The following is a 21,287-nucleotide window of genomic DNA, read 5'->3' as shown; positions in this document are numbered from 1 at the left end:
CGGCTTGTTCTGGTTAGAAAGGATATATCACTGAGAACAGCAATTCAAAAGAAGGCCCAGCAAACGCCTTCAACGGGCGGGATGAACGAAACAGCTTTCGTGTCCCAGACCCTAGACACGGCCTTGGCCAGTCTCGAAAACTCCAAGGCAGAATCAATTCTCTCTATCGACATTCGCGGAAGAAGCTCGATCGGTGATTATATGATCATCGCGTCCGGGCGCTCGCATCGTCATGTAAACTCTGTCGCAGATTACCTTTTGCAGGCATTGAAGGAACTCGGTTGCAAGAACCTTCGTGTCGAAGGGCTTGAAAGTAGCGACTGGGTGCTGATCGATACCGGCGATGTCATCGTGCATATTTTCCATCCGGAAACGCGCGAATTTTATAATATCGAGAAAATCTGGATGGATGAACGAACTGAGGCAGGTCGGCCAGCGGGCACAGTCCATTGATTTTTCCGCTAGCCGATTGAGGCCGCCATGCGTGTGAGTGTTTTTGCCGTGGGCCGGATGAAAGCCGGCCCCGAACGGGAGCTGGTTGAACGATATTTCGACCGTTTTTCAAAAGCTGGTCCCTCGCTTGGCTTGGACTTTGCCGGTGTAAGCGAAGTAGCAGAAAGCAGGGCTCAAACGGCCGAGCTGCGAAAAGTTGAAGAAGCCCAACGCCTCCATGAAGCGCTGGATAATGGCGCGGCGCTGATCCTTTTAGATGAACGTGGGAAGGGCTTGATCTCGGAAGCATTTGCCGAGCGGATCGGGCGAATGCGCGACGATGGCAGGCGCCACATGGTTATCGCCATTGGCGGTCCGGATGGTCACGATGCGTCACTTCGTGCACGGGCAGATCTGGTTCTCTCGCTGGGACCCATGACATGGCCCCATCAGATTGCCCGGATTTTAATTGCTGAGCAGCTTTATCGGGCGGCAACGATCCTTGCTGGACATCCATATCATCGTGTCTGATTGATGTAGATGCTTAATTGAGACCCATTGAGACGCATGAGCGCAAATCTCTCAGAGTGGCGGAGTTTGTGCCTATAGCTAACAAATCCTTAATAATGAAATGGTAGTGTTGGTGCTCATTCATCTGATATAGCGCGAACATGAATTTCAAACGCTCTAGGAATAACACGACCTTGCCTGCTCTTTTGCGGGCTGGCCTTGTTGTGGGAGCTTTTCTTTATGGCGTGTCGGGCGGTATTGCTGAAGAAACTTTGCAGCAGCAGCGCGAGCAGGCTTCACGAGAGTTTGAACAGCTTAGCAGCGAAATTTCGGTCACGGACGAGAAGCTGACGCAGCTTGAGACCGAAGTAGCAAATCTAAAAAAAGATCAGGCAACAATCACTGCAGCTTTAATTCAGTCGGCCAAGACTGACAGAAAATTGCAGCAGGATATTGCCGATATTGGCGAAAGATTAATTTCACTGCGCGAACAAGAGGACGGCATACGTCTGTCGCTTCGCGCGCGTCGCGGGGTGCTTGCGGAAGTGCTGGCCGCTTTGCAGCGTATGGGGCTTAATCCTCCTCCGGCCATTTTGGTGCGCCCGGATGATGCGCTCGCATCGGTACGAAGTGCTGTTCTTCTGGGTGCAGTTGTGCCTGAAATGCGCCAGCAAGTAGAAGAATTGGCGGACGATTTAAAGGATATGCAGCGTATTACCGCGTCCATAAGTCAGGAACAGGCAACGCTTACGGCAACGCGTCAGTCTCAGGCAGAAGAGCAGAAGCGTCAGTCACTTTTGCTGGAAGAAAAGAAAAAACTGCAGGCTCAATCTGAGCAGGAAATTGAAGCTCAGCGTAAACGCTCTGAAGAGCTGGCTGCCAAGGCAGGAAGTCTGAAAGAGTTGATTGAGACGCTCGATCAGCAAATGGCGAGTGTTCGCGAAACGGCAGAAGCTGCGCGAAAAGCTGAAGAAGATCGGCTGGCCAAGGCCAAGGATAGGGTTGAGCAGACCACACCGGATGAGGCCCGGCTTAATCTCTTGGTGGATTTTGCTTCGCTTCGCGGCAAACTTATATTGCCAGCTGCGGGCAAAATCTTGCGAAATTTCGGCGATACTGACGGTATAGGCGGACATATGATGGGGCAGGTGGTTGAAACCGTTCCAGTTGCCACGATTATGTCACCTTCCGATGGCGTGGTATTATATGCGGGTGCTTTCAGATCCTATGGACAACTCTTGATCCTGGACGCCGGCGGTGGATATCATATCGTCATGGCAGGAATGGGCCGAATCGATGTGGCTCAAGGTCAGTTCGTCTTGGCAGGAGAACCTGTTGGCACTATGGGAGAAACATTGCTGGCAAGTGTGGCTCCAATAGAAATAGGCAACGGGGCTCCGTTGCTTTACATTGAGTTTCGAAAGGATGGAAAACCCGTTGATCCCGCTCCTTGGTGGATAAAACGGCTTTCCGGAAGGGCACAAAATGATACGTAAACTGTCGCTGCTTTTTGCCGGTGCTCTTCTCGGGGCGTCGGCCATGGTGATGGTCCAGGGCTCGCCAGCAACCTCCGCATTTGCTGCGGGCAAGGACGCTGACGTCTACAGGGAACTAGCACTGTTTGGTGATATTTTTGAAAGGGTGCGCGCGCAATATGTGTCGCCGCCTGATGATAAAAAACTCATCGAAAATGCGATCAACGGAATGCTCACTTCGCTGGACCCGCATTCATCCTATCTCAACCCGGAAGCTGCGCAGGATATGCGCGTGCAAACCAAGGGTGAGTTTGGGGGGCTAGGTATAGAAGTGACGATGGAAAATGACCTGGTTAAGGTTATTGCTCCTATTGACGATACACCAGCTTCGAAGGCAGGAGTTTTAGCGGGTGACCTAATCATCAAAATTGATGGGCAGGAAGTTCGCGGACTGACCCTTACCGACGCAGTTGACAAGATGCGCGGTGAAGTCGGTAAGCCTATTGAGCTAACTATTCTGCGTGAAGGCGCTGATAAGCCGATAACGATTTCCATCACCCGTGCGATCATTAAAGTGCGGGCGGTCCGTCACCGTATCGATAATGATGTTGGCTATCTCCGTGTCATTTCGTTCACCGAGCAAACTTCGGAAGATCTCAAAAAAGCGATTGAGGACGTTAAAAAGAACGTACCCGCCGACAAGCTGAAGGGTTATGTTCTCGATCTACGTCTCAATCCAGGCGGATTGCTGGATCAGGCCGTGGCTGTGTCGGATACATTCTTGGATAAGGGTGAGATCGTCTCGACCAGAGGCCGTGACCCGCAGGATGTTACGCGTTTTGATGCGCGCAAAGGGGATCTTACGGACGGTAAGCCGATTATTGTGCTTGTTAATGGCGGCTCAGCCAGTGCATCGGAAATCGTAGCGGGTGCTCTGCAGGATCATCGCCGCGCAACGGTGCTTGGCACCCAGTCTTTCGGCAAAGGGTCGGTGCAGACTATCATTCCGATGGGCGAAAACGGATCGCTGCGTCTGACAACGGCTCTTTACTATACGCCATCGGGTACATCTATTCAGGGCAAGGGTATCACTCCGGATATAACGGTGGATCAGCCATTGCCGCCTGAACTGCGCGGCGAAGATGTGGTGCGTGGTGAGTCCGAGTTAAAAGGCCATATTAAAGGCAGTGAAGAAAACGATAAGGGATCGGGATCTGCTGCTTATGTGCCTGCTGAGCCAAAGGATGATGTGCAGCTCAATGAAGCATTGAAGCTTCTGCGCGGTGAAGTGGCCAATGCCGCTTTCCCGCCGGATCCCAAAAAGGGCATTCTGAACTGAGGCACTTTAAAGTGAATAAATAACAACGCGGGAGTATAAGCTCCCGCGTTTTTTATCTTAATATGACAACAGGCATATTGATGGTCGGAAAAAACTTGCAGAATAATCAATTCGTCGATTCAGAAACCTTACCCTATCGCCGCTGTGTCGGGTTAATGGTTCTCAACAAGGAAGGCTTGGTCTGGGCGGGTCGGCGCATCTCAATTAGCGGTGGTGAGCTTGATGGCTCAAGCCAGCTTTGGCAGATGCCGCAAGGTGGGATTGATAAGGGGGAAGATCCGGCTCAGGCTGCATTGCGGGAACTCTATGAAGAGACCGGGATGAAAAGCGTAACTCTGCTTGAGGAAGCGCCAAATTGGATCAATTATGATCTGCCACCACATCTGGTTGGCCGGGCATTGAAAGGCAAATATCGCGGTCAAACCCAAAAATGGTTTGCCTATCGCTTTGAAGGCGATGAAAGCGAAATTGCCATCAACCCTCCACCCGTTGGCCATATTGCAGAATTTGATTGCTGGGAATGGAAACGCATGGAGGAATTGCCTGAGTTGATCGTTCCGTTCAAGCGCAAGGTTTATGAGGAAGTGGTCGCAGTTTTCAGACATCTTGCTCCATAAATCATACGAAATTGAATAGTCGGCTCGATCGCTCTTGTGAAAGGTGGCGGGTTGTTGTCAACTTATGCTCCGCGTTGGATAATGACGCGGCAGAGGGGAAATAAATATGGAACCCGGAAGTCTTCCGATTTTTTTATTTGTTGGACTTATTGCTGGCTGGTTGGCCGGAAAACTGGTGCAAGGAGGGGGCTTTGGGCTGATTGGCAATATTATCGTCGGGGTGATCGGCGCATTTTTTGCTGGCTGGCTGTTGCCTCAGTTGGGCCTTTCTGTTGGGGGCGGCATGATTGCCTCCATCGTTAATGCGTTTATTGGAGCGGCAATATTGTTATTTATTATCAAGATCATCAAACGTGTTTAGCGGTTAATTTTCATAAAGACGGCTGAGGTAATTTTAAGAGCAATATGACTCCGAATTCGAAGCTTGCGCTGGGTTTGGTACTGACTGCATCGGCAGGATTTGTCGATGCTGTCGCTTTTTTACAATTGGGTGGTTTTTTCGCATCATTTATGAGCGGGAATACGACCCAGTTGGGTATTGGCCTTGCTGGCCAGCCTGGAATTTTGGGAAAAGTATTAATCTGGTTTCCGGCTGCTTTAATCGGATTGTTTTTCACCGGTGCCTTTATTGGTACATGGCTGGTGCTAACCTATGGTCGGCGCGGTAGTCTGATGGTTCTGACTTCGGTCGTCATAATGTTGTTTCTTATTGCGGTTTTGCGGCGGGATGGTGCGTTGATCGCGCAACCGGTGCTGCTTCTGGCGGCGGCCATGGGCGCTCAAAATGCTGCTGTTTTACCCACAGGATCTGCCCGTCTTGGCGTCACTTATGTAACAGGCACCTTGTTTAACGCCGCTGCTGATTTGGCTGCATCATTTCGTAAGAAGGCACCAAAATGGCGCTGGATACAGTTTTTAGCCGTATGGGCCGCGCTGATGTTGGGTGCGTTAATTGGTGGTCTGTGTCATGCCTGGCTCGGGCTTGATGCCTTGTTTGTGCCGTGCATAATAAAGACGGCGGTTATCCTCATATATGCTTTCGAGGAATATCGTTTCAGTTAAAGAGAGTTTTCTCGTTCTCGACAAGATTAGAAATCATAGACGAAACTGCTGTAACACGGCGAAGTGTACGGGCAGACTCATGATAAGATAACCAATATGCGCGGCGTATAACCCGATCAGGAATGACGGCAATGAGATCAGGGTCAGCGCGGGCAATAAAGGAATGAAGAATACCAATTCCAGCTCCGGCGCGCACCGCCTCTACCTGACCAAGAGCACTGGAAACCTCAAAATCAGGCTTCCATTCGCGGCTGATCTCAGATGCGTAGGCCAAAGATGAATTGATGACCAGATCTTCCACATAGCCGATGAGCCGGTGCTTGCTCAGCTGCTCGACTGTTTCAGGCATTCCGTATTCTTCGAGATAGGATCGATGCCCAAATAGGCCGAGCGTATAATCAACAAGCCTGCGTGCAATAAGCCGACCCTGTCCCGGGCGTTCCACAGTGATCGCAATATCAGCTTCGCGGCGTGAGAGCGAAAATGAGCGCGGTACAGGAACAAGCTGGATCGTCAGATCAGGATATTCTCTTGTTAATTTTGCCAGTCTTGGTGCCAGAAAATTAACGCCAAACCCATCAGGCGCACCAATTCGGACGGTTCCGGAAACAGCAATATCGGCATTGCCGATCTGTGAACGCGCTGCAAGCATTTCTGCTTCCATGCGTTCCGCTGCGTTTAGAAACTCTTCTCCTGCCTGTGTCAGCGTCGATCCATTGGTGCGACGTATGAGCAGGGTTGTTGAGAGAGCAGTTTCAAGCGCCGTCAAGCGTCTGGCAACGGTGGTGTGGTTAATACCGAGCCTTTTTGCAGCTCCAAGTATTTGGCCGGAGCGAGCGACGGCCAGAAAAATGCGAACATCATCCCAATTCATAATTCTTTCTTACTATGAAAAATGCACAACGGATACGCTTTTCAGTGGATTGCATTCAAAAAATTGCAGAGTGATGATGGGGAAAACAAAGGGCATTTTCTCTAACAGGTAATTGCGGAGGTTATCGATGCGTAATATCGGGCATTTTATCGGCGGACAGAACGTTGCCGGCAAAAGCGGTCGCACAGCCGATGTTTTTCAGCCGCTCGACGGGACAGTTCAAGCCAAAGTGGCGCTGGCGACTAAGGACGAAGTTCGCGCAGCCGTGGAAAATGCAAAGGCTGCCCAGCCTGCATGGGCTGCGACGAATCCACAGCGCCGTGTTCGGGTGCTTCGCAGATTCCTTGAATTGGTCGAAGCTGAATATGACAGCCTTGCCGAACTTCTTGCCCGTGAGCACGGCAAAACCATTGCGGATGCTAAGGGTGATATTCAGCGTGGTTTGGAAGTGGTTGAGGTCTGCCTTGGTTCGCCCCATATGCTCAAAGGCGAATTCACCGACAATGCGGGCACAGGTATCGACACTTATTCAATGCGTCAGCCATTGGGCGTTGTTGCTGGCATTACGCCGTTTAACTTCCCTGCAATGATCCCGCTCTGGAAGGCTGGGCCCGCGATCGCCTGCGGTAATGCGTTTGTTCTAAAGCCATCGGAACGCGATCCGGGTGTACCGATGCGGTTGGCGGAACTTTTCATGGAAGCTGGTCTTCCCGCAGGTATTTTCAACGTCGTCAATGGCGACAAAGATGCGGTGGACGCATTGCTAGATGATCCTGATGTTCAGGCAATCGGCTTTGTTGGTTCTACCCCGATTGCGCAATATATTTATAGTCGCGGCTGTGCCAACGGTAAGCGCGTGCAATGTTTTGGTGGCGCCAAGAACCATATGTTGATCATGCCAGATGCGGATATGGATCAAACCGTGGATGCGCTGATTGGCGCTGGTTACGGTTCGGCTGGCGAGCGTTGCATGGCGATATCAGTGGCTGTGCCGGTGGGTGAAGACACGGCAAATCGGCTTATGGAAAAGCTGATCCCGCGGGTTGAAGCATTGAAGATCGGCCCTTCAACCGACAATTCGGCGGATTTTGGCCCGGTGGTAACGCGCGAAGCGCTGGAGCGTATTCGCGGTTATGTTGATCTTGGTGTTGAAGAAGGCGCAAAGCTCGTCGTCGATGGGCGCGGCTTCAAGATGCAGGGATATGAAAACGGTTTCTATATGGGTGGCTGTTTGTTTGACCATGTGACGCCGGATATGCGCATCTACAAAGAAGAAATTTTTGGCCCGGTTCTTTCGGTGGTTCGTGCCAAAAATTACGAAGAAGCATTGGCGCTGCCAAACGAGCATGAATATGGCAATGGAGTTGCGATTTTCACCCGGGACGGTGATGCAGCGCGCGATTTCGCCAGCCGGGTGCAGGCAGGAATGGTTGGTATCAATGTGCCAATCCCAGTACCAATTGCTTATTACACCTTCGGTGGATGGAAGGCTTCAGCATTTGGTGATCTCAATCAGCACGGGCCTGATGCATTCCGTTTTTACACCAAAACCAAGACTGTGACCTCACGCTGGCCGTCGGGCGTCAAAGAAGGGGCAGAATTTGTTATTCCGACGATGAAATAATCGGACTATCGGGTTGTGTTCTGTAAACCGCGCTTTCTTTGAATGCGCGGTTTTATTTTTGATTTAAGTAGGATTATGCCGCTGAAACCTTTGTGACACTTGTCGATTCTACTTGCGAAACCTCAACTTGCGCGTGATGCTAAGAATCAGCAGAGTGAACCCACCATATCTGGCCACTAATAATTAGGGCCATGACAGGCAGGTATGAGATGGCCGATAAGCGGCATTCGCACAGGGCTGGTAAGCAAGAGCATATATCGAGTGAGCAGGCTGAGGCTCATCGTATATTGGAACGGGTGCAGCGTGAAGCGACTGCATCCATTGTGCAACGAAGCTTGGCGCGAACTGCGAGACATCTTTCTGCTGAAGATATCGACGGAACGGATGCGATTGAAGTGTGGTCCACTCGGATCGGCCGTTGGCTCGGAACTATCATAACGCTGGCGATTATTGTCTGGCTCATCTTTTATCTTCTCCAGGGCTAGCTTAGTCATGCCATTTTTTGCTCCTCCTGATGCAGCAAGCGTCATAGTTTTATCGAGTCACGTGGTGCGAGGAAGCGTTGGCAACCGCGCTGCGGTGTTTGCGCTTGAATCGCTGGGCTTTCCTGTCTGGGCCGTGCCGACCGTGGTTTTGCCGTGGCATCCGGGGCATGGTCCGGCTGGGCGCATTGTGCCACCTCCACAGGAGTTTGCGCTCTTGATCAAGGATATTGAGCGGGCGCCTTGGTTGGGGGAAGTTGGAGCGATTTTAACCGGATTTCTGGGGCATCCGGAGCAGGCAGAGGCCATTGCTGTGCTTATCCGTGCGCTGAAAGAAAAAAATCCGGAAATTATCTATTTATGTGATCCGGTTATTGGAGATGAGGGCGGGCTCTATGTTCCGGAAGCAACGGCTTGTGCGATTCGGGATAAGTTATTGCCGCTTGCAGATATTGCTACCCCCAATCGGTTCGAGCTGGAGTGGCTGGCAGATGTCTCGCTGAGCGATAACAACACATTGATGGAAGCGGCGCTTGATATTGGTCCTGCGACGGTGGTGGTGACTTCGGCATTCCCAATGTTGAAGGGAAGTATCGGAAATATTCTTGTAACGCCAAATTCTGCATTTATGGCTGAACATCGCTGTGTGAAAGGACCAACCAATGGGCTGGGGGATTTGACAGCGGCGCTGATTCTTGCGCGCAAAATGACAGGATTATCTGAAGAGAAAACTTTGCAAAGTTCTACCGCTGCGGTGTTTGAAGTTATGGCGCGGGCAGCCAAGCGTGGTGCCGATGAATTGATGTTGGAAGCGGATGCGGCCAGCCTTGCCACCCCGATGGCAATGGTGCAAACGCGCAGATTAGTTCATCCAACCACAGGATTACGCATTTAAACCTGAAATTGCTTGTGTGATTTTTATTGCTCTGCTATTTCGATCAGGATAATGGAAAAACATGATAGACCTTCCAGATTCCTTGCTCGCCGGTTATCGGACGTTCATGAAAGAGCACTTTTGCCACGAGACCACGCGTTATCGGGAATTGGCCGATAAGGGGCAGGCGCCGCAAACGCTGGTGATTGCCTGTTGCGACTCTCGTGCAGCACCGGAAACCATTTTCAACACAGCGCCGGGCGAAATTTTCGTTTTGCGCAATGTGGCCAATCTCATTCCGCCCTATGAGCCTGATGGCGAATTTCATGCGGCGTCTGCCGCGCTGGAATTTGCTGTGCAAAGCCTCAAGGTCAAAAATATTGTGGTGATGGGGCATGGCCGGTGTGGTGGGATCAAGGCAGCACTTGCGCCAGAAAGCGCGCCGCTTTCCCCAGGCGATTTTATCGGGAAATGGATGAGCCTGATTGCACCGGCGGCAGAAGCAGTAAGCAATAATGATTTGATGACCCAAACGGAGCGGCAGACAGCGTTGGAGCGCATATCGATCCGCTACTCCATTAAAAACCTTCGTACCTTTCCCTGTGTGGATATATTGGAGAAGAAGGGTAAGCTTACCCTTTATGGCGCCTGGTTTGACATATTAACTGGCGAATTATGGGTCATGGATTCGCAGACGGGTGATTTCAAACGCCCAGATATTGAGCAAGTATAATAAAGATGAAAAAGCCCGGAAATTCCGGGCTTTTGCTTAGTTCGATAGGGCAGGCATTGATACAGCCTGCCTCAATATAGAAGTATTATTTAGCGTCGATGGCTTTGCCCATTTCAGCAATAGCGCGCTGGTAAACAGAGGCCGCATTCCAGCCTTGAATGGCTTTAAAGTTAGGCTCTCCGGGCTGATAGCCTGCACCACGCTGCCAGCCATGTCCAACAAGGAAATTGGCGGTTGAGTATAGTGCATCAGCCTTTGAACGGGTCATATCAATATGGCCGCTCCCGTCGCCATCAACGCCATATTTCAAAACATTGAGGGGAAGAAACTGCGTCTGGCCGATTTCGCCATGCATTGCGCCGATCGCATTTGGATCAAGATCTTGGCGATCAATCAAATTGAGCGCCGCATAGAGCTGCTCGGTAAAGAAGGCGCTGCGGCGGCAATCATAAGCGAGAGTGGCGACGGCTGAAAGCGTGTGCTGTTTGCCAAGATAGGCGCCAAAGGCAGTTTCCATGCCCCAGATTGCAACGAGCGGGCCGGGTGGAACGCCATAACGCTTTTCAATTGCAGCAAAAAGAGCTGCATTTTGCTGTTTGAAATTGCGACCACGTTTAATGATCGTTGGCGCTCCACGAACCCGGAGAAACTCTTCATAGGAAAGCTTAAAGCTTTTCTGATTGCGATCTGCTTTGATTGTAGCGGATGCATATTTTGTGTTTGCCAATGCTTTAAGCGCTGCAGGGCCAACACCGCGTGCTTTTGCTTCATTCAGAGTAGCTTGAAGCCAAGCGTTGTAGCCCGCTGCATCGTTGCCACACTTGGCCGCATAGGCGGATCCCGCGGTCGTGAAAAGGCCTATAGCGATGATTGCTGCTGCCGACAGTAAACGCCCTTTGGCAAAAAATGCCATTCCTATCTCCTTTGGAGCTGATTCGATCTTGCGGCGAATTTGCCACTAATTGGGGTAAATGTCATGTTAGACTAGTCATAAAGTAGTTGGCCATGTCGCGGTTTTGCTTGACTCAAGAGGCTAAAGCCCATAAATGCACATCAATCTATCCGCGATCCACAGAACGCGAGCCGCCGACCGGGACCCTTTATGGTATAAAACGATCCCGGAGGTCCACATCCGACAGCGCGATGCGCCCTCGGGTGCGTTACCTCTTTGGCAAGCTGCTTGAACTGGCATGTGGCGGGGCGATATCCTGATGAAGCTATATGCTCCTCACGGATTAAAAGGAAATTAGATGTTTGAATCACTTCAGGAGCGTCTTGGCTCCATCCTGAACGGTCTTACTGGACGCGGCGCTCTTTCCGAAAGCGACGTGGCAGCTGCATTGCGCGAAGTGCGTCGCGCATTGATCGAAGCTGACGTTTCATTGGAAGTGGTTCGCTCCTTTACCGACCGTGTTCGCGAAAAAGCGGTGGGTGCGGAAGTTCTCAAAAGCATTAAACCCGGTCAGATGGTCGTTAAGATCGTCCATGATGAGTTGGTTGAAATGCTTGGCACCGAAGGTGTCACGATTGATCTGAACGCGCCAGCACCAGTCGTCATCATGATGGTTGGTTTGCAGGGGTCTGGTAAAACCACCACAACCGGTAAAATTGCCAAACGTCTGAGCGATCGCAATCGCTCAAAAGTGCTGATGGCGTCGCTCGATACTCGCCGCCCGGCGGCTCAGGAGCAGCTGCGTCAGCTCGGCATCCAGACATCGGTTGATACTCTGCCGATTGTTGCAGGTCAGTCACCGGTGGAGATTGCGGCGCGGGCGGTGCAGGCGGCAAAGCTGGGCGGACATGACGTTGTCATTCTCGATACGGCTGGTCGAACCCATATTGATGAGCCGCTTATGGTCGAAATGGCCGATATTCGCAAAGCGGCCAATCCTCATGAAATTCTACTGGTCGTCGATAGTTTGACCGGTCAGGACGCTGTTAATCTTGCACGCAATTTTGATGAGCGTGTCGGGATTACCGGGATTGTTCTTACCCGTATGGATGGTGATGGTCGCGGTGGGGCGGCATTATCTATGCGTGCCGTTACCGGCAAACCGATCAAGCTGATTGGTACGGGTGAAAAGATGGATGCGCTTGAGGAGTTTTATCCCAAGCGGATCGCTGATCGCATTCTTGGCATGGGCGATATTGTCAGCCTTGTTGAAAAGGCTGCGGAAAATATCGATGCGGAAAAAGCCGCAGCGATGGCCAAGAAAATGCAGTCGGGCAAGTTCGATCTTAATGATCTTGCTGATCAACTCCAGCAAATGAAAAAGCTCGGCGGTATGGGCGGTATCATGGGGATGATGCCGGGCATGGGCAGAATGAAAGATCAGATTGCAGCAGCGGGCTTAGACGATAAGATTTTTGATCGCCAGCTCGCAATCATCGGCTCTATGACTAAAGCTGAGCGTGCCAATCCCGAGCTTCTCAAACATAGCCGCAAACAGCGCATTGCAAAAGGGTCTGGGACCAGCGCCGCTGATATTAATAAGCTTCTCAAGATGCATCGCCAGATGGCCGATATGATGAAGGCCATGGGTAAGGGCAAAGGCGGAATGATGAAGCAGATGATGGGCGGCCTTGCCGGCAAAATGGGGCTTGGTGGCCTTGGCGGTGGTATGGGCAGTATGGGTGGTATGCCGGACCTGTCTAAAATGGATCCCAAGCAACTTGAAGCTTTGGCTAAGCAGGCACAAGCTGCGGGCCTGGGCAAGAGTGGTGGTCTGCCCGGATTGCCCGGTAGTGGCTTGCCCGGCTTGGGCGGTCCAAAGCTGCCGGGTCTTGGCGGCGGTCTGCCCGGATTGCCGAAGAAAAAGTGAGTGTCATGAGCGACGATCAAAACACGATACCCGCCGAACTTATTGCGCTGCGCGCTTCGATCGACAATATCGATGCCGCGCTGATCCATATGCTGGCCGAACGCTTTCGCTGCACTAAGGCGGTGGGTGTTCTTAAGGCTGAACGGGGACTGGCAGCAGCCGATCCCAACCGCGAGAAATTGCAGGTCGAGCGCCTTCGTTCGCTGGCGCAAGCTGCCAATCTCGACCCAGATTTTGCCGAAAAATTCCTTAACTTCATCGTCAGAGAAGTTATCCGGCATCACGAGCATGCCGCTGCTGAACGCGGCGGAAATTAAAATATTAACAACCTTCATGTTCCGGCGAGTTCGGAGCAGAACGACCTACCAGGAGACTTAATAATGGCCCTTAAAATCCGCCTCGCCCGCGCTGGCTCGAAGAAACGTCCTTACTACCACATCGTGGTCGCTGACGTCCGCGCTCCGCGTGATGGCCGCTTCATCGAAGCTGTTGGTGCATGGAATCCAATGCTCGCAAAAGATGCAGAGCGTGTCAAAATCGATGCCGATCGCATACAGCATTGGATCGAAAAGGGCGCAAAGCCAACCGATCGCGTTCTGCGTTTCCTGGATCAGGCTGGTCTTGCCAAGCGTCCAAGCCGCAACAACCCGACCAAGGCACTGCCCGGCAAGAAGGCGCAGGAACGTATTGCTATGGCAAAACAAGCTGAAGAAGAAGCTGCTGCAAAGGCTGCTGAAGCAGCCGCCGCTGCTGCGGAAGCAACCGAAGAAGCAGCAACCGAATAATTATTCGGTTGAGTTGCACTTTCAGAAAGCGGCAGAATTTATCTGCCGCTTTTTTTGTTTTCTGTTATTGCTACATTATTCGGATCAGTTCTATTGCGCTGAAATGAAAAGACTATCTTCTGAAAGGAAAATGAGCTTATCTTATTGTTTTATGGCTCGTATCCTCGCGAGGGATTAAGGCGAGGGTAAATATCTAGGGGCGCTTTGCGCGCCTTGTGAAGGAGAATTTCATGTCGGCTGCGATCACTATGATGCCACATTCCCTCCGCCGCATTCTGATTGCTTTATGCCTTTTCATTGTGGTTCCCGCTTTGTCAGCCTGTGGATTCAATACGATTCCAACAAATGAGGAAAAGGCTAAAGCCGCTTGGAGCGAAGTGCAAAACCAGTATCAGCGGCGCGCGGATCTGGTGCCTAACCTTGTTGAAACCGTAAAGGGATATGCCGCGCATGAGCGCGAGACTTTGGAAGCGGTGATTGATGCGCGAGCTAAGGCAACGCAGGTTCAGATTACGCCGGAAACGCTGAATAATCCGGAGCTTTTCAAGCAATTTCAGGATAATCAGGCTAATCTTACAAGTGCTCTATCGCGGCTGATGGCGGTGGTTGAACGTTATCCAGATCTTAAGGCCAATCAGAACTTCCTTGCGCTGCAATCACAACTTGAAGGCACGGAAAACCGGATTGCTGTGGCGCGGCGCGATTATATTGAGGCAGTACGGGTTTATAATACTGGTTTGAAAACTTTGCCTACGATGTTGTGGAAAATTATCTGGTTCCGGGATGCCGAGCCGATGGCAAGTTTCACTGCAGATGCGGCAAGTCAGAGCGCGCCACAGGTCAATTTCAATAATTGACAATGGCTGAGAAGGTGCCATGACAGCATCAATATACGCTCGGAGATACGGTCTTTTGCAGCGAAAAGCCTTGTTGCTTTTTGCTGCGCTGGCGGCTTCGTTGTTTATGCTCGTCGGCGCTCTTGCGCAGCAATCCCCCAGCCTGCAATCTTCAAACTCGCCATTTTTGGGCTCGACATCCTTGGGCTCGACATTCTTGGGCTCGACATTCTCGGGCTCGCCATCTGGGGGCTCTTTACCAGCGCTGACGGGGCGCGTCGTTGATGATGCGGGCATCATAGAGCCAATGAAGCGCCAGCAATTGGCGCAGAAACTGGCTGCATTTGAAGCGAAATCCTCAGATCAGGTGGTGGTGGTTACAGTGCCGTCACTTCAAGGTGAGGATATCGAAACCTACTCCAATCGACTTTTCCGAAGCTGGGCTCTGGGTCAAAAGCAAGAGAATAATGGTATTCTTCTGGTCGTCGCCCCCAATGATCGGCAGGTGCGGATCGAAGTGGGTTACGGATTAGAAGGCACAATGACCGATGCTTTGTCGAGCTTGATCATTCACACAACGATTATTCCGGCCTTCCGGAACGGCGATTATAGCAAAGGGATTACAGAGGGGGTCGATGGTATTTTAACTGTTCTTTCCGGCGATGCCGCCGAGCTACAGGCGCGTGCTGAACGTTATGCGCAAGCAAAAGAAGATGACATAGACTGGGTTGCGGTCGTTTTTACGATATTCTGGTTTCTGATCTTTTTTGGCGGGCTGGGTATGGCAATACTGGCACCGGTTTTTGGCCGAAAGATCGGGCCTGGTCGGTATGAATGGCTAGGCATGACGATTAATACCAATTCCAGAGGGTCCTCACGGAGCATAGGTGGGGGCGGCTGGTCATCAGGCGGTGGCGGGTTTTCTGGTGGATTTTCTGGCGGTGGCGGTTCGTCAGGAGGCGGTGGCGCATCGGGAAGCTGGTAGGTAGTAGTGATGAAGAAACATAAACTTATCAGCGCCGAAGATCATACGCGTATAGGGGAGGCTATTCGTAAGGCCGAAGCTGATACAAGCGGTGAGGTCTACGCTGTTCTTGCCCGTAGCAGCGATGATTATTTCTTTGCCGCCGGATTTGTCGCCACATGCGGTATTCTTGCGGCTTCGGTGATCGCGGCGTTTTTGGCGCATTGGTACTGGTTTAATATTTCTCTTCCTATCTTTGGCCTCGCTATTCTGGCAGCCTTTATCACCACGATGGTTTTGCTGCGCTTTTTGCCATCACTGCGCATATATCTGGTCCCACGTAGAATTCGTTATAAACGTGCGCATCTTAATGCCGTGCAACAGTTTTTGGCGCGCAATGTCCATAACACCAAGAATAGGACCGGAATTTTACTATTTGTTTCGCTTGCCGAGCAATATGCGGAAGTGGTCGCGGATGCAGGCATTAATGCGAAAGTTAGCCAAGATGAATGGAATGCAATTGTGGGCACATTAATCCATCACGCCTCTCGTGCAGAGGTCGTGGAAGGATTTTTGACCGCTATCGAACAGGCAGGGCAGCTGCTTGCCCAGCATTTTCCGCCTGGCACTGTTCCAGCCAATGAGCTTGATGATCATTTGATCGAACTCTAGTTCGATGGTGCTGGAAGCATGAGATCGTCTGGAAATCGTCGGGATCTGCGAGCAAAACAGATAGATGAGCACAGATAGGCTAGCATATAAGCCAATATAGATATACCAGCAGATAAGCGGCGGCGCTCGATCATTATCGAATTGTTTCAATGTTGTGCGCAAGTTGAGAAAGCTGTTGCTATTAAACAGACTAGACTTTCTCCTCTTATCTTTCTAAGGCTTTCGGGCTTTGTCAGCGTTTATTATCGAAACGTGAGCGCAATCTGCTAGGGTGGCGCTATTGCTAATTTGACAGGAGTAACCGATGTGGCTGTAGGTGAGGATTGCGCAATCAAACCGATAGATTCCACAGCAGCCACGCGGGAAGAAACTAAAGGGAAGACCGGCGCCTTGACTGCTTTTTCACAGCTTCTTTTTGAGTGGGCCCCGCCCGAAGATCTTACGGCCTATGATGCCAAAGCTCTCGAACAATCTGCATCAATTGCTTATGCCGCGCTGGAAGGGTGGCATAAGGGAAAAACCATTATAAGTATCAATAATGAGGTGCAGCGTCAGGGTCGCGCGGTCAGCGTTGTTACGATCATTAACAGCAATAAGCCGTTTCTGGTCGATTCTATTATGAGCGAATTGTCCAATCATGCTGGACGTATTTACATGCTCGTACATCCGGTTTTGGACGTCACACTGGATCATGGAAAGCTGGATATTCTAGGTGAGGCCACGCAGCTTCCGCCAGCCGATGGTGCTGAACGCGTGAGCCTGATGCAGATCCATTTATCTTTATTAGATGAACAGGCACAGGAAGATTTGCGCGGCGCGCTGGAGGCAGTCATAGGGCAGGTTGATCTGGCCGTTGGTGATTGGAAGCCCATGCTTACCCGGCTGGATCAGGCGATAGAAGATTATAAGCGCAGCTATGAGCTAACCAAGAATGAAGCGATGCCGGAAGCGATCGCATTTCTAAAATGGTTGCGGGCTGGTCGCTTTATTTTCCTGGGTATGCGAGAGCTGACTTTTGCCGGAAATGGGCAAAGCCGCGAATTGGTGAGCAAACCAAATGCGCTCGGTATATTGGGAGATCATTGCATTCGTGTTTTGCGCAAGGATGATGGCGATAGTGTCACCCCTCGCGAAATCACGAATTTTCTCGATAGTGCCGAGCCGCTCATCGTCACCAAGGCGAATACGCTTTCACGCGTTCATCGCAGAACCTATCTTGATTATATTGGCATCAAGATTTTTGGCGACAATGGCGAAGCCATCGGAGAGCTCAGATTGGTCGGCTTGTTTACTTCCGCCGCCTATACGAGTCCTGTCACGGGAATTCCTTTTATCCGTTCAAAAGCCGATGCAGTTATCAAACGTCTGGGCTTTAATCGCGAAGACCATTCAGGCAAGGCGCTTATCGGCGTTTTGGAAGAATATCCGCGCGATGAATTGTTTCAGATCGATACGGACAGCCTTACGGCCAATGCGGAACTAATCCTTGCGCTTGGTGAACGCCCGCGTGTACGCGTTATTCCTCGCCATGACCGTTTTGGTCGGTTTGCTTCGGTATTGGTTTATATATCGCGTGACCGTTATGATTCAGTCGCTCGTGAGAAGATCGGGCGGTATCTTGTGGACGTTTATGATGGCGATAGCTTTGAATTTCACCCGGTTTTTCTCGCCAATGGCCTGACCCGGGTTCAATATGTCATTCGCCGCACAAAACATTCCATGCCTTTGATTGGGCGGGAAGAGCTGGAAATGGAAGTGCGAAAAATTATCCGAACTTGGGAAGATGCGGTGCAGGAAATAGCCGAAGGTGAAACTGCGGAAACTGTGGCTCTGGCGTCAGCACTTCCGCCATCTTATCGCGAGATATTCACCCCAGAAGATGCTCTGGAGGATGCACGGCGCATAGGTGGATTGAGCAGCCAAGAGCCGCTTTTTGTCGACTTTTATCGATATAGGACCGATGGGCCAAACGGCGTATCACTCAAGCTTTATCATTATGGTGAGCCATTGGTGCTTTCGCAGCGCGTGCCCCTGCTTGAGCATATGGGTTTTCGCGTCATTAGCGAACAGACCATCGAGCTGCCGGAAGCGGGCGGGAAAGGTGTCCCGGTCTTTTTCCACGACATGCAGTTGGTTAATGCTTTTGACACTCCGGTAGATCTTCATGATGAAGGTGAGATGCTGGAGGAAGTGTTCCGGACGGTCTGGAGCGGCCAAGCGGATAATGATGGCTATAATGCGCTGGTTCAGACCGCACGGCTTAATGCGCGTCAAATCACCATTCTTCGTGCCTATGGCCGCTATCTTCAGCAGGCGGGTATTGCTTATCCCCAAAGCTTTGTTGCAGCGGCGCTCAATCGTTATCCTGAGATCGCAACCGATCTTTATGCCTTGTTTGATCTTCGTTTCAATCCCGATGCTAAAAATCGTGATAAGACAGAAAAGAAGCTGCTTGATGCAATTGAAACGGCGCTTTTGGCCGTCCCCAGTATTGATGACGATCAGATTTTGCGTCGTTTCCGCAATTTAATTGAGGCGACCTTGCGCACCAATGCCTGGCAGCGCGATGATGCTGGCAAATTGCAATCCACTATCGCATTCAAACTCGATCCCCATCGGGTTGATGGTTTGGCTGAACCTCGGCCTTATCGTGAAATCTTCGTTTACGGTCCAGAAGTTGAAGGCGTTCATTTACGCTTTGGTGCTGTTGCGCGGGGCGGGTTGCGCTGGTCGGATCGGGCGCAGGATTATCGTACGGAAGTGCTTGGGCTGGTTAAAGCGCAGCAGGTTAAAAATGCTGTCATCGTACCGGTCGGAGCCAAGGGTGGTTTTTATCCGAAGAAGCTTCCCACCGGTGGCGATCGTAATGCTGTGTTCGAAGCGGGCCGGGATGCCTATAAGGTGTTCATCTCCACTATGTTGTCAATAACTGATAATCTGCACGATGGTAAGGTTCGCCGACCGGATAATGTGGTCTGTCACGATGGGGATGATCCATATTTTGTTGTGGCGGCTGATAAGGGCACTGCCACTTTTTCGGACACAGCCAATGCGATCAGTCAGGCGCATGATTTCTGGCTGGATGATGCTTTCGCGTCAGGCGGTTCGGCCGGATACGACCATAAAGGAATGGCTATTACCGCACGCGGTGGTTGGGAAGCTGTAAAGCGGCACTTCCGTGAGCTGGATATTGATATCCAGTCGCAAAGCTTCACCGTGGTGGGCGTCGGCGATATGTCGGGCGATGTGTTTGGCAACGCGATGTTGCTCTCACGAAAAATCCGACTGGTAGCAGCTTTTGACCATCGGGATATTTTTATTGATCCTGATCCGCAGCCGGAAAGCTCATTTGAGGAGCGCAAGCGGCTTTTTGAACTGCCACGTTCAAGCTGGCAGGATTATGATCGGTCCAAATTGTCTGCAGGCGGGGGCATATTCAGCCGCAGTCAGAAAACAATTACGCTATCGTCCGAAGCAGCTGCTGCTATTGGCTTGAATAAAACCACTGCGTCTCCGCAAGAAGTAATGAGTGCAATTCTGAAAGCACCCGTTGACTTGCTATGGTTTGGCGGAATTGGCACCTATATCCGCTCATCTGCTGAAAGCGATGCGCAGGTTGGTGATCGTGCCAATGATGCTATTCGTATCACGGGCGCTGAAGTCCGTGCCCGGGTGATCGGTGAGGGCGCCAATTTGGGCGTAACTCAGCGCGGCCGTATTGAATATGCATTGCAAGGTGGTGCCGGTGGCGGCCGTGGCAATACGGATGCTATCGATAATTCCGGCGGCGTTAATTGTTCTGACGTTGAGGTCAATATTAAGATCGCGCTTGCGGCAGCTATGCGTGCTGGCAAACTTGAACGCGACGCAAGAGACAAGCTGCTTTCCAGCATGACGGATGATGTTGCAAGGCTCGTGCTGCGCAATAATTATCAGCAAACGCTGGCCCTATCATTGATGGAGCGTCAGGGGCTTTCCGGGCTTCCTTATCAGGCACGTTTTATGGATGAGCTTGAAGGCCGCAAGTTGCTTGATCGAAAGGTAGAACATCTTCCATCGGATGCAGCGCTCAACGAACGGCAAAAGGCGGGCCAACCGCTCACGCGGCCGGAGCTTGCGGTTTTGATGGCCTATTCAAAACTTGCTCTTTGCGACGAGCTTTTGGAAAGTGATCTGCCGGATGAGCCGTATTTTCAAACGCTTCTGTTTGATTATTTCCCCACGGAAATGGCCAAATCATTCCCAGAGGAAATTTCAGGGCATCGGTTGCGCCGCGAAATCATTGCCACTCAGCTGGCAAACGATCTGGTCAATCGGGGCGGGATTACTTTCGTCAGCAATCTTGAGGATACGACGGGCCGATCTGTTGCAGATATTGTCAGAGCCTATATCGCTGTGCGTGATGGGTTTGAAATTAATGCAATATTTGATGCAATCGATGCCCTGGACAATCAAATTTCCGGCAGCGTGCAAAATCAGTTTTATGAACTGGTGTCGGAGATGCTGTTGGCGACGACATCCTGGGCGCTCATTAATGATACTAGCGGGGCTTCGCTGGAAGTTCTGGTGGAAAGAATCCTGGCGGTGCGGCGAGAATTGGAGCAGTATCTGCCTGATTTCATGCCGGATTTCCTCAGTGAGAATATAGAGCGCGATCGTGCCAATTTTATTGGCAAAGGTGCGCATGAGATGTTGGCACAATGGTTGGCACATCTTCAATTAGCCAGCATATTGCCGGATATAGCGTTGATTGCCGAGCTGGCAAAAGCGGGGATCGTTGACACAGCGAAAACCTATTTCACGGTCAATGAATTCTTCCGTATCGGTCAAATAGCGGAAGCGGCGCGAGCCATTCCCGTAACTGACTATTATGACGGTCTGGCACTATCCCGGTCTAGCGAAACAATCATGCAGGCCGCGCGCGATATTTCCATTCGTGCGCTTGCGCAATTTTCTGCTGAAAGCAATCCAGCGGAAGCTTGGCTGGCTGCGGATCGAGAACGTATTGATCTGGTGCGGGGGCGTATGGTTGCTCTCACAGAGGGTGGCGATCTGACTGTTTCACGTCTTGCGGTCGCGGCCGGTTTCCTGTCTGATCTAGCGAAACAGGCATAATAGGGCGGGGAGCCGCAATGGCTGGCTCCTCGTTTTCCGGCATTAAGCCAAAGCCGACCTGTTCGAAAGAA

At 51.3% G+C, this 21,287-nt stretch carries 19 protein-coding genes and 1 pseudogene; 18 read left to right on the top strand and 2 right to left on the bottom strand.

Annotated elements, in window-relative coordinates; translation table 11 throughout:
- The first annotated feature begins 81 nt into the window (after positions 1-81).
- The 7 genes from rsfS to C7374_RS08035 all read left to right on the top strand — a co-directional run bounded on the left by rsfS (position 82) and on the right by C7374_RS08035 (position 5,435).
- The gene (rsfS, locus tag C7374_RS08065; protein ID WP_111575141.1) at positions 82-453 is read left to right on the top strand and encodes a ribosome silencing factor; all 372 of its coding nucleotides are present in this window, start codon (positions 82-84) and stop codon (positions 451-453) included.
- A gap of 27 nt (positions 454-480) precedes the next feature.
- Positions 481-963: a 23S rRNA (pseudouridine(1915)-N(3))-methyltransferase RlmH gene (gene rlmH / locus C7374_RS08060; RefSeq protein ID WP_111575109.1), complete on the top strand. Its 483-nt coding sequence runs from the start codon at positions 481-483 to the stop codon at positions 961-963.
- A 140-nt stretch (positions 964-1,103) separates the two neighbouring features.
- Positions 1,104-2,438, top strand: a complete 1,335-nt coding sequence (locus C7374_RS08055; protein ID WP_111575108.1) for a murein hydrolase activator EnvC family protein — start codon at positions 1,104-1,106, stop codon at positions 2,436-2,438.
- On the top strand, positions 2,428-3,756 hold the full coding sequence (locus C7374_RS08050; RefSeq protein WP_111575107.1) for a S41 family peptidase: 1,329 nt from the start codon (positions 2,428-2,430) through the stop codon (positions 3,754-3,756). Before C7374_RS08055 ends, C7374_RS08050 begins: the two co-directional genes overlap by 11 nt.
- Positions 3,757-3,851: 95 nt before the next feature.
- The gene (locus C7374_RS08045) at positions 3,852-4,373 is read left to right on the top strand and encodes an RNA pyrophosphohydrolase (protein WP_245412603.1); all 522 of its coding nucleotides are present in this window, start codon (positions 3,852-3,854) and stop codon (positions 4,371-4,373) included.
- A gap of 106 nt (positions 4,374-4,479) precedes the next feature.
- Positions 4,480-4,734 carry a GlsB/YeaQ/YmgE family stress response membrane protein gene (locus tag C7374_RS08040; protein ID WP_111575106.1) on the top strand — a complete coding sequence of 85 codons (255 nt, stop codon included), beginning with the start codon at positions 4,480-4,482 and terminating at the stop codon, positions 4,732-4,734.
- A 44-nt stretch (positions 4,735-4,778) separates the two neighbouring features.
- Positions 4,779-5,435 (top strand): YoaK family protein, encoded by a 657-nt coding sequence (locus C7374_RS08035; protein WP_111575105.1) that lies wholly within the window; start codon positions 4,779-4,781, stop codon positions 5,433-5,435.
- Here the strand turns inward: C7374_RS08035 and C7374_RS08030 are convergent.
- A complete protein-coding gene (locus C7374_RS08030) occupies positions 5,428-6,309 on the bottom strand; it encodes a LysR family transcriptional regulator (protein ID WP_111575104.1) in 882 nt (293 codons plus the stop codon). The two genes, C7374_RS08035 and C7374_RS08030, sit on opposite strands and share 8 nt — an antisense overlap.
- Positions 6,310-6,436: 127 nt before the next feature.
- Here C7374_RS08030 and C7374_RS08025 point away from each other — a divergent pair, with 127 nt between their 5' ends.
- The 4 genes from C7374_RS08025 to C7374_RS08010 all read left to right on the top strand — a co-directional run bounded on the left by C7374_RS08025 (position 6,437) and on the right by C7374_RS08010 (position 10,022).
- Entirely contained in the window at positions 6,437-7,933 is a 1,497-nt protein-coding gene (locus C7374_RS08025) for a CoA-acylating methylmalonate-semialdehyde dehydrogenase (RefSeq protein WP_111575103.1), read from the top strand.
- A gap of 209 nt (positions 7,934-8,142) precedes the next feature.
- Complete coding sequence (locus tag C7374_RS08020; RefSeq protein WP_111575102.1) at positions 8,143-8,418, top strand: hypothetical protein; 276 nt, start codon at positions 8,143-8,145, stop codon at positions 8,416-8,418.
- A 7-nt stretch (positions 8,419-8,425) separates the two neighbouring features.
- Positions 8,426-9,310 carry a pyridoxal kinase PdxY gene (pdxY, locus tag C7374_RS08015; RefSeq protein ID WP_111575101.1) on the top strand — a complete coding sequence of 295 codons (885 nt, stop codon included), beginning with the start codon at positions 8,426-8,428 and terminating at the stop codon, positions 9,308-9,310.
- 61 nt (positions 9,311-9,371) lie between these two features.
- Positions 9,372-10,022, top strand: a complete 651-nt coding sequence (locus C7374_RS08010) for a carbonic anhydrase (RefSeq protein WP_111575100.1) — start codon at positions 9,372-9,374, stop codon at positions 10,020-10,022.
- An 85-nt stretch (positions 10,023-10,107) separates the two neighbouring features.
- On the opposite strand, the gene C7374_RS08005 is transcribed toward C7374_RS08010, so the two are convergent.
- Positions 10,108-10,935, bottom strand: coding sequence for a lytic murein transglycosylase (locus C7374_RS08005; RefSeq protein WP_111575099.1), 828 nt, complete (start codon positions 10,933-10,935; stop codon positions 10,108-10,110).
- Positions 10,936-11,272: 337 nt separating this feature from the next.
- On the opposite strand from C7374_RS08005, the gene ffh reads away from it, so the two are divergent.
- The 7 genes and pseudogenes from ffh to C7374_RS07970 all read left to right on the top strand — a co-directional run bounded on the left by ffh (position 11,273) and on the right by C7374_RS07970 (position 21,216).
- Positions 11,273-12,844, top strand: a complete 1,572-nt coding sequence (ffh, locus tag C7374_RS08000) for a signal recognition particle protein (protein ID WP_111575098.1) — start codon at positions 11,273-11,275, stop codon at positions 12,842-12,844.
- Between the two features lie 5 nt (positions 12,845-12,849).
- Positions 12,850-13,161, top strand: coding sequence for a chorismate mutase (locus tag C7374_RS07995; protein WP_111575097.1), 312 nt, complete (start codon positions 12,850-12,852; stop codon positions 13,159-13,161).
- Positions 13,162-13,224: 63 nt separating this feature from the next.
- On the top strand, positions 13,225-13,629 hold the full coding sequence (gene rpsP / locus C7374_RS07990) for a 30S ribosomal protein S16 (RefSeq protein WP_111575096.1): 405 nt from the start codon (positions 13,225-13,227) through the stop codon (positions 13,627-13,629).
- A gap of 251 nt (positions 13,630-13,880) precedes the next feature.
- Complete coding sequence (locus C7374_RS07985) at positions 13,881-14,486, top strand: LemA family protein (RefSeq protein ID WP_374850362.1); 606 nt, start codon at positions 13,881-13,883, stop codon at positions 14,484-14,486.
- Positions 14,487-14,727: 241 nt separating this feature from the next.
- Positions 14,728-15,450: pseudogene (locus C7374_RS07980) on the top strand (TPM domain-containing protein); the annotation flags it as partial.
- 9 nt (positions 15,451-15,459) lie between these two features.
- Entirely contained in the window at positions 15,460-16,101 is a 642-nt protein-coding gene (locus tag C7374_RS07975) for a TPM domain-containing protein (RefSeq protein WP_111575094.1), read from the top strand.
- Between the two features lie 330 nt (positions 16,102-16,431).
- Entirely contained in the window at positions 16,432-21,216 is a 4,785-nt protein-coding gene (locus C7374_RS07970) for an NAD-glutamate dehydrogenase (RefSeq protein WP_245412606.1), read from the top strand.
- The last annotated feature ends 71 nt before the right edge of the window (positions 21,217-21,287 follow it).

It is taken from the genome of Falsochrobactrum ovis, assembly GCF_003259955.1.
GTDB classification, from domain to species: domain Bacteria; phylum Pseudomonadota; class Alphaproteobacteria; order Rhizobiales; family Rhizobiaceae; genus Brucella; species Brucella ovis_A.
This window is presented reverse-complemented; position numbering and strand designations above follow the sequence as displayed.

Coding starts and splice junctions, on each gene's coding strand:
- rsfS (WP_111575141.1), top strand. CDS start 82: ATGAACGAAACAGCTTTCGTGTCCCAGACCCTAGACACGGCCTTGGCC.
- rlmH (WP_111575109.1), top strand. CDS start 481: ATGCGTGTGAGTGTTTTTGCCGTGGGCCGGATGAAAGCCGGCCCCGAA.
- C7374_RS08055 (WP_111575108.1), top strand. CDS start 1,104: ATGAATTTCAAACGCTCTAGGAATAACACGACCTTGCCTGCTCTTTTG.
- C7374_RS08050 (WP_111575107.1), top strand. CDS start 2,428: ATGATACGTAAACTGTCGCTGCTTTTTGCCGGTGCTCTTCTCGGGGCG.
- C7374_RS08040 (WP_111575106.1), top strand. CDS start 4,480: ATGGAACCCGGAAGTCTTCCGATTTTTTTATTTGTTGGACTTATTGCT.
- C7374_RS08035 (WP_111575105.1), top strand. CDS start 4,779: ATGACTCCGAATTCGAAGCTTGCGCTGGGTTTGGTACTGACTGCATCG.
- C7374_RS08030 (WP_111575104.1), bottom strand. CDS start 6,309: ATGAATTGGGATGATGTTCGCATTTTTCTGGCCGTCGCTCGCTCCGGC.
- C7374_RS08025 (WP_111575103.1), top strand. CDS start 6,437: ATGCGTAATATCGGGCATTTTATCGGCGGACAGAACGTTGCCGGCAAA.
- C7374_RS08020 (WP_111575102.1), top strand. CDS start 8,143: ATGGCCGATAAGCGGCATTCGCACAGGGCTGGTAAGCAAGAGCATATA.
- pdxY (WP_111575101.1), top strand. CDS start 8,426: ATGCCATTTTTTGCTCCTCCTGATGCAGCAAGCGTCATAGTTTTATCG.
- C7374_RS08010 (WP_111575100.1), top strand. CDS start 9,372: ATGATAGACCTTCCAGATTCCTTGCTCGCCGGTTATCGGACGTTCATG.
- C7374_RS08005 (WP_111575099.1), bottom strand. CDS start 10,935: ATGGCATTTTTTGCCAAAGGGCGTTTACTGTCGGCAGCAGCAATCATC.
- ffh (WP_111575098.1), top strand. CDS start 11,273: ATGTTTGAATCACTTCAGGAGCGTCTTGGCTCCATCCTGAACGGTCTT.
- C7374_RS07995 (WP_111575097.1), top strand. CDS start 12,850: ATGAGCGACGATCAAAACACGATACCCGCCGAACTTATTGCGCTGCGC.
- rpsP (WP_111575096.1), top strand. CDS start 13,225: ATGGCCCTTAAAATCCGCCTCGCCCGCGCTGGCTCGAAGAAACGTCCT.
- C7374_RS07985 (WP_374850362.1), top strand. CDS start 13,881: ATGCCACATTCCCTCCGCCGCATTCTGATTGCTTTATGCCTTTTCATT.
- C7374_RS07975 (WP_111575094.1), top strand. CDS start 15,460: ATGAAGAAACATAAACTTATCAGCGCCGAAGATCATACGCGTATAGGG.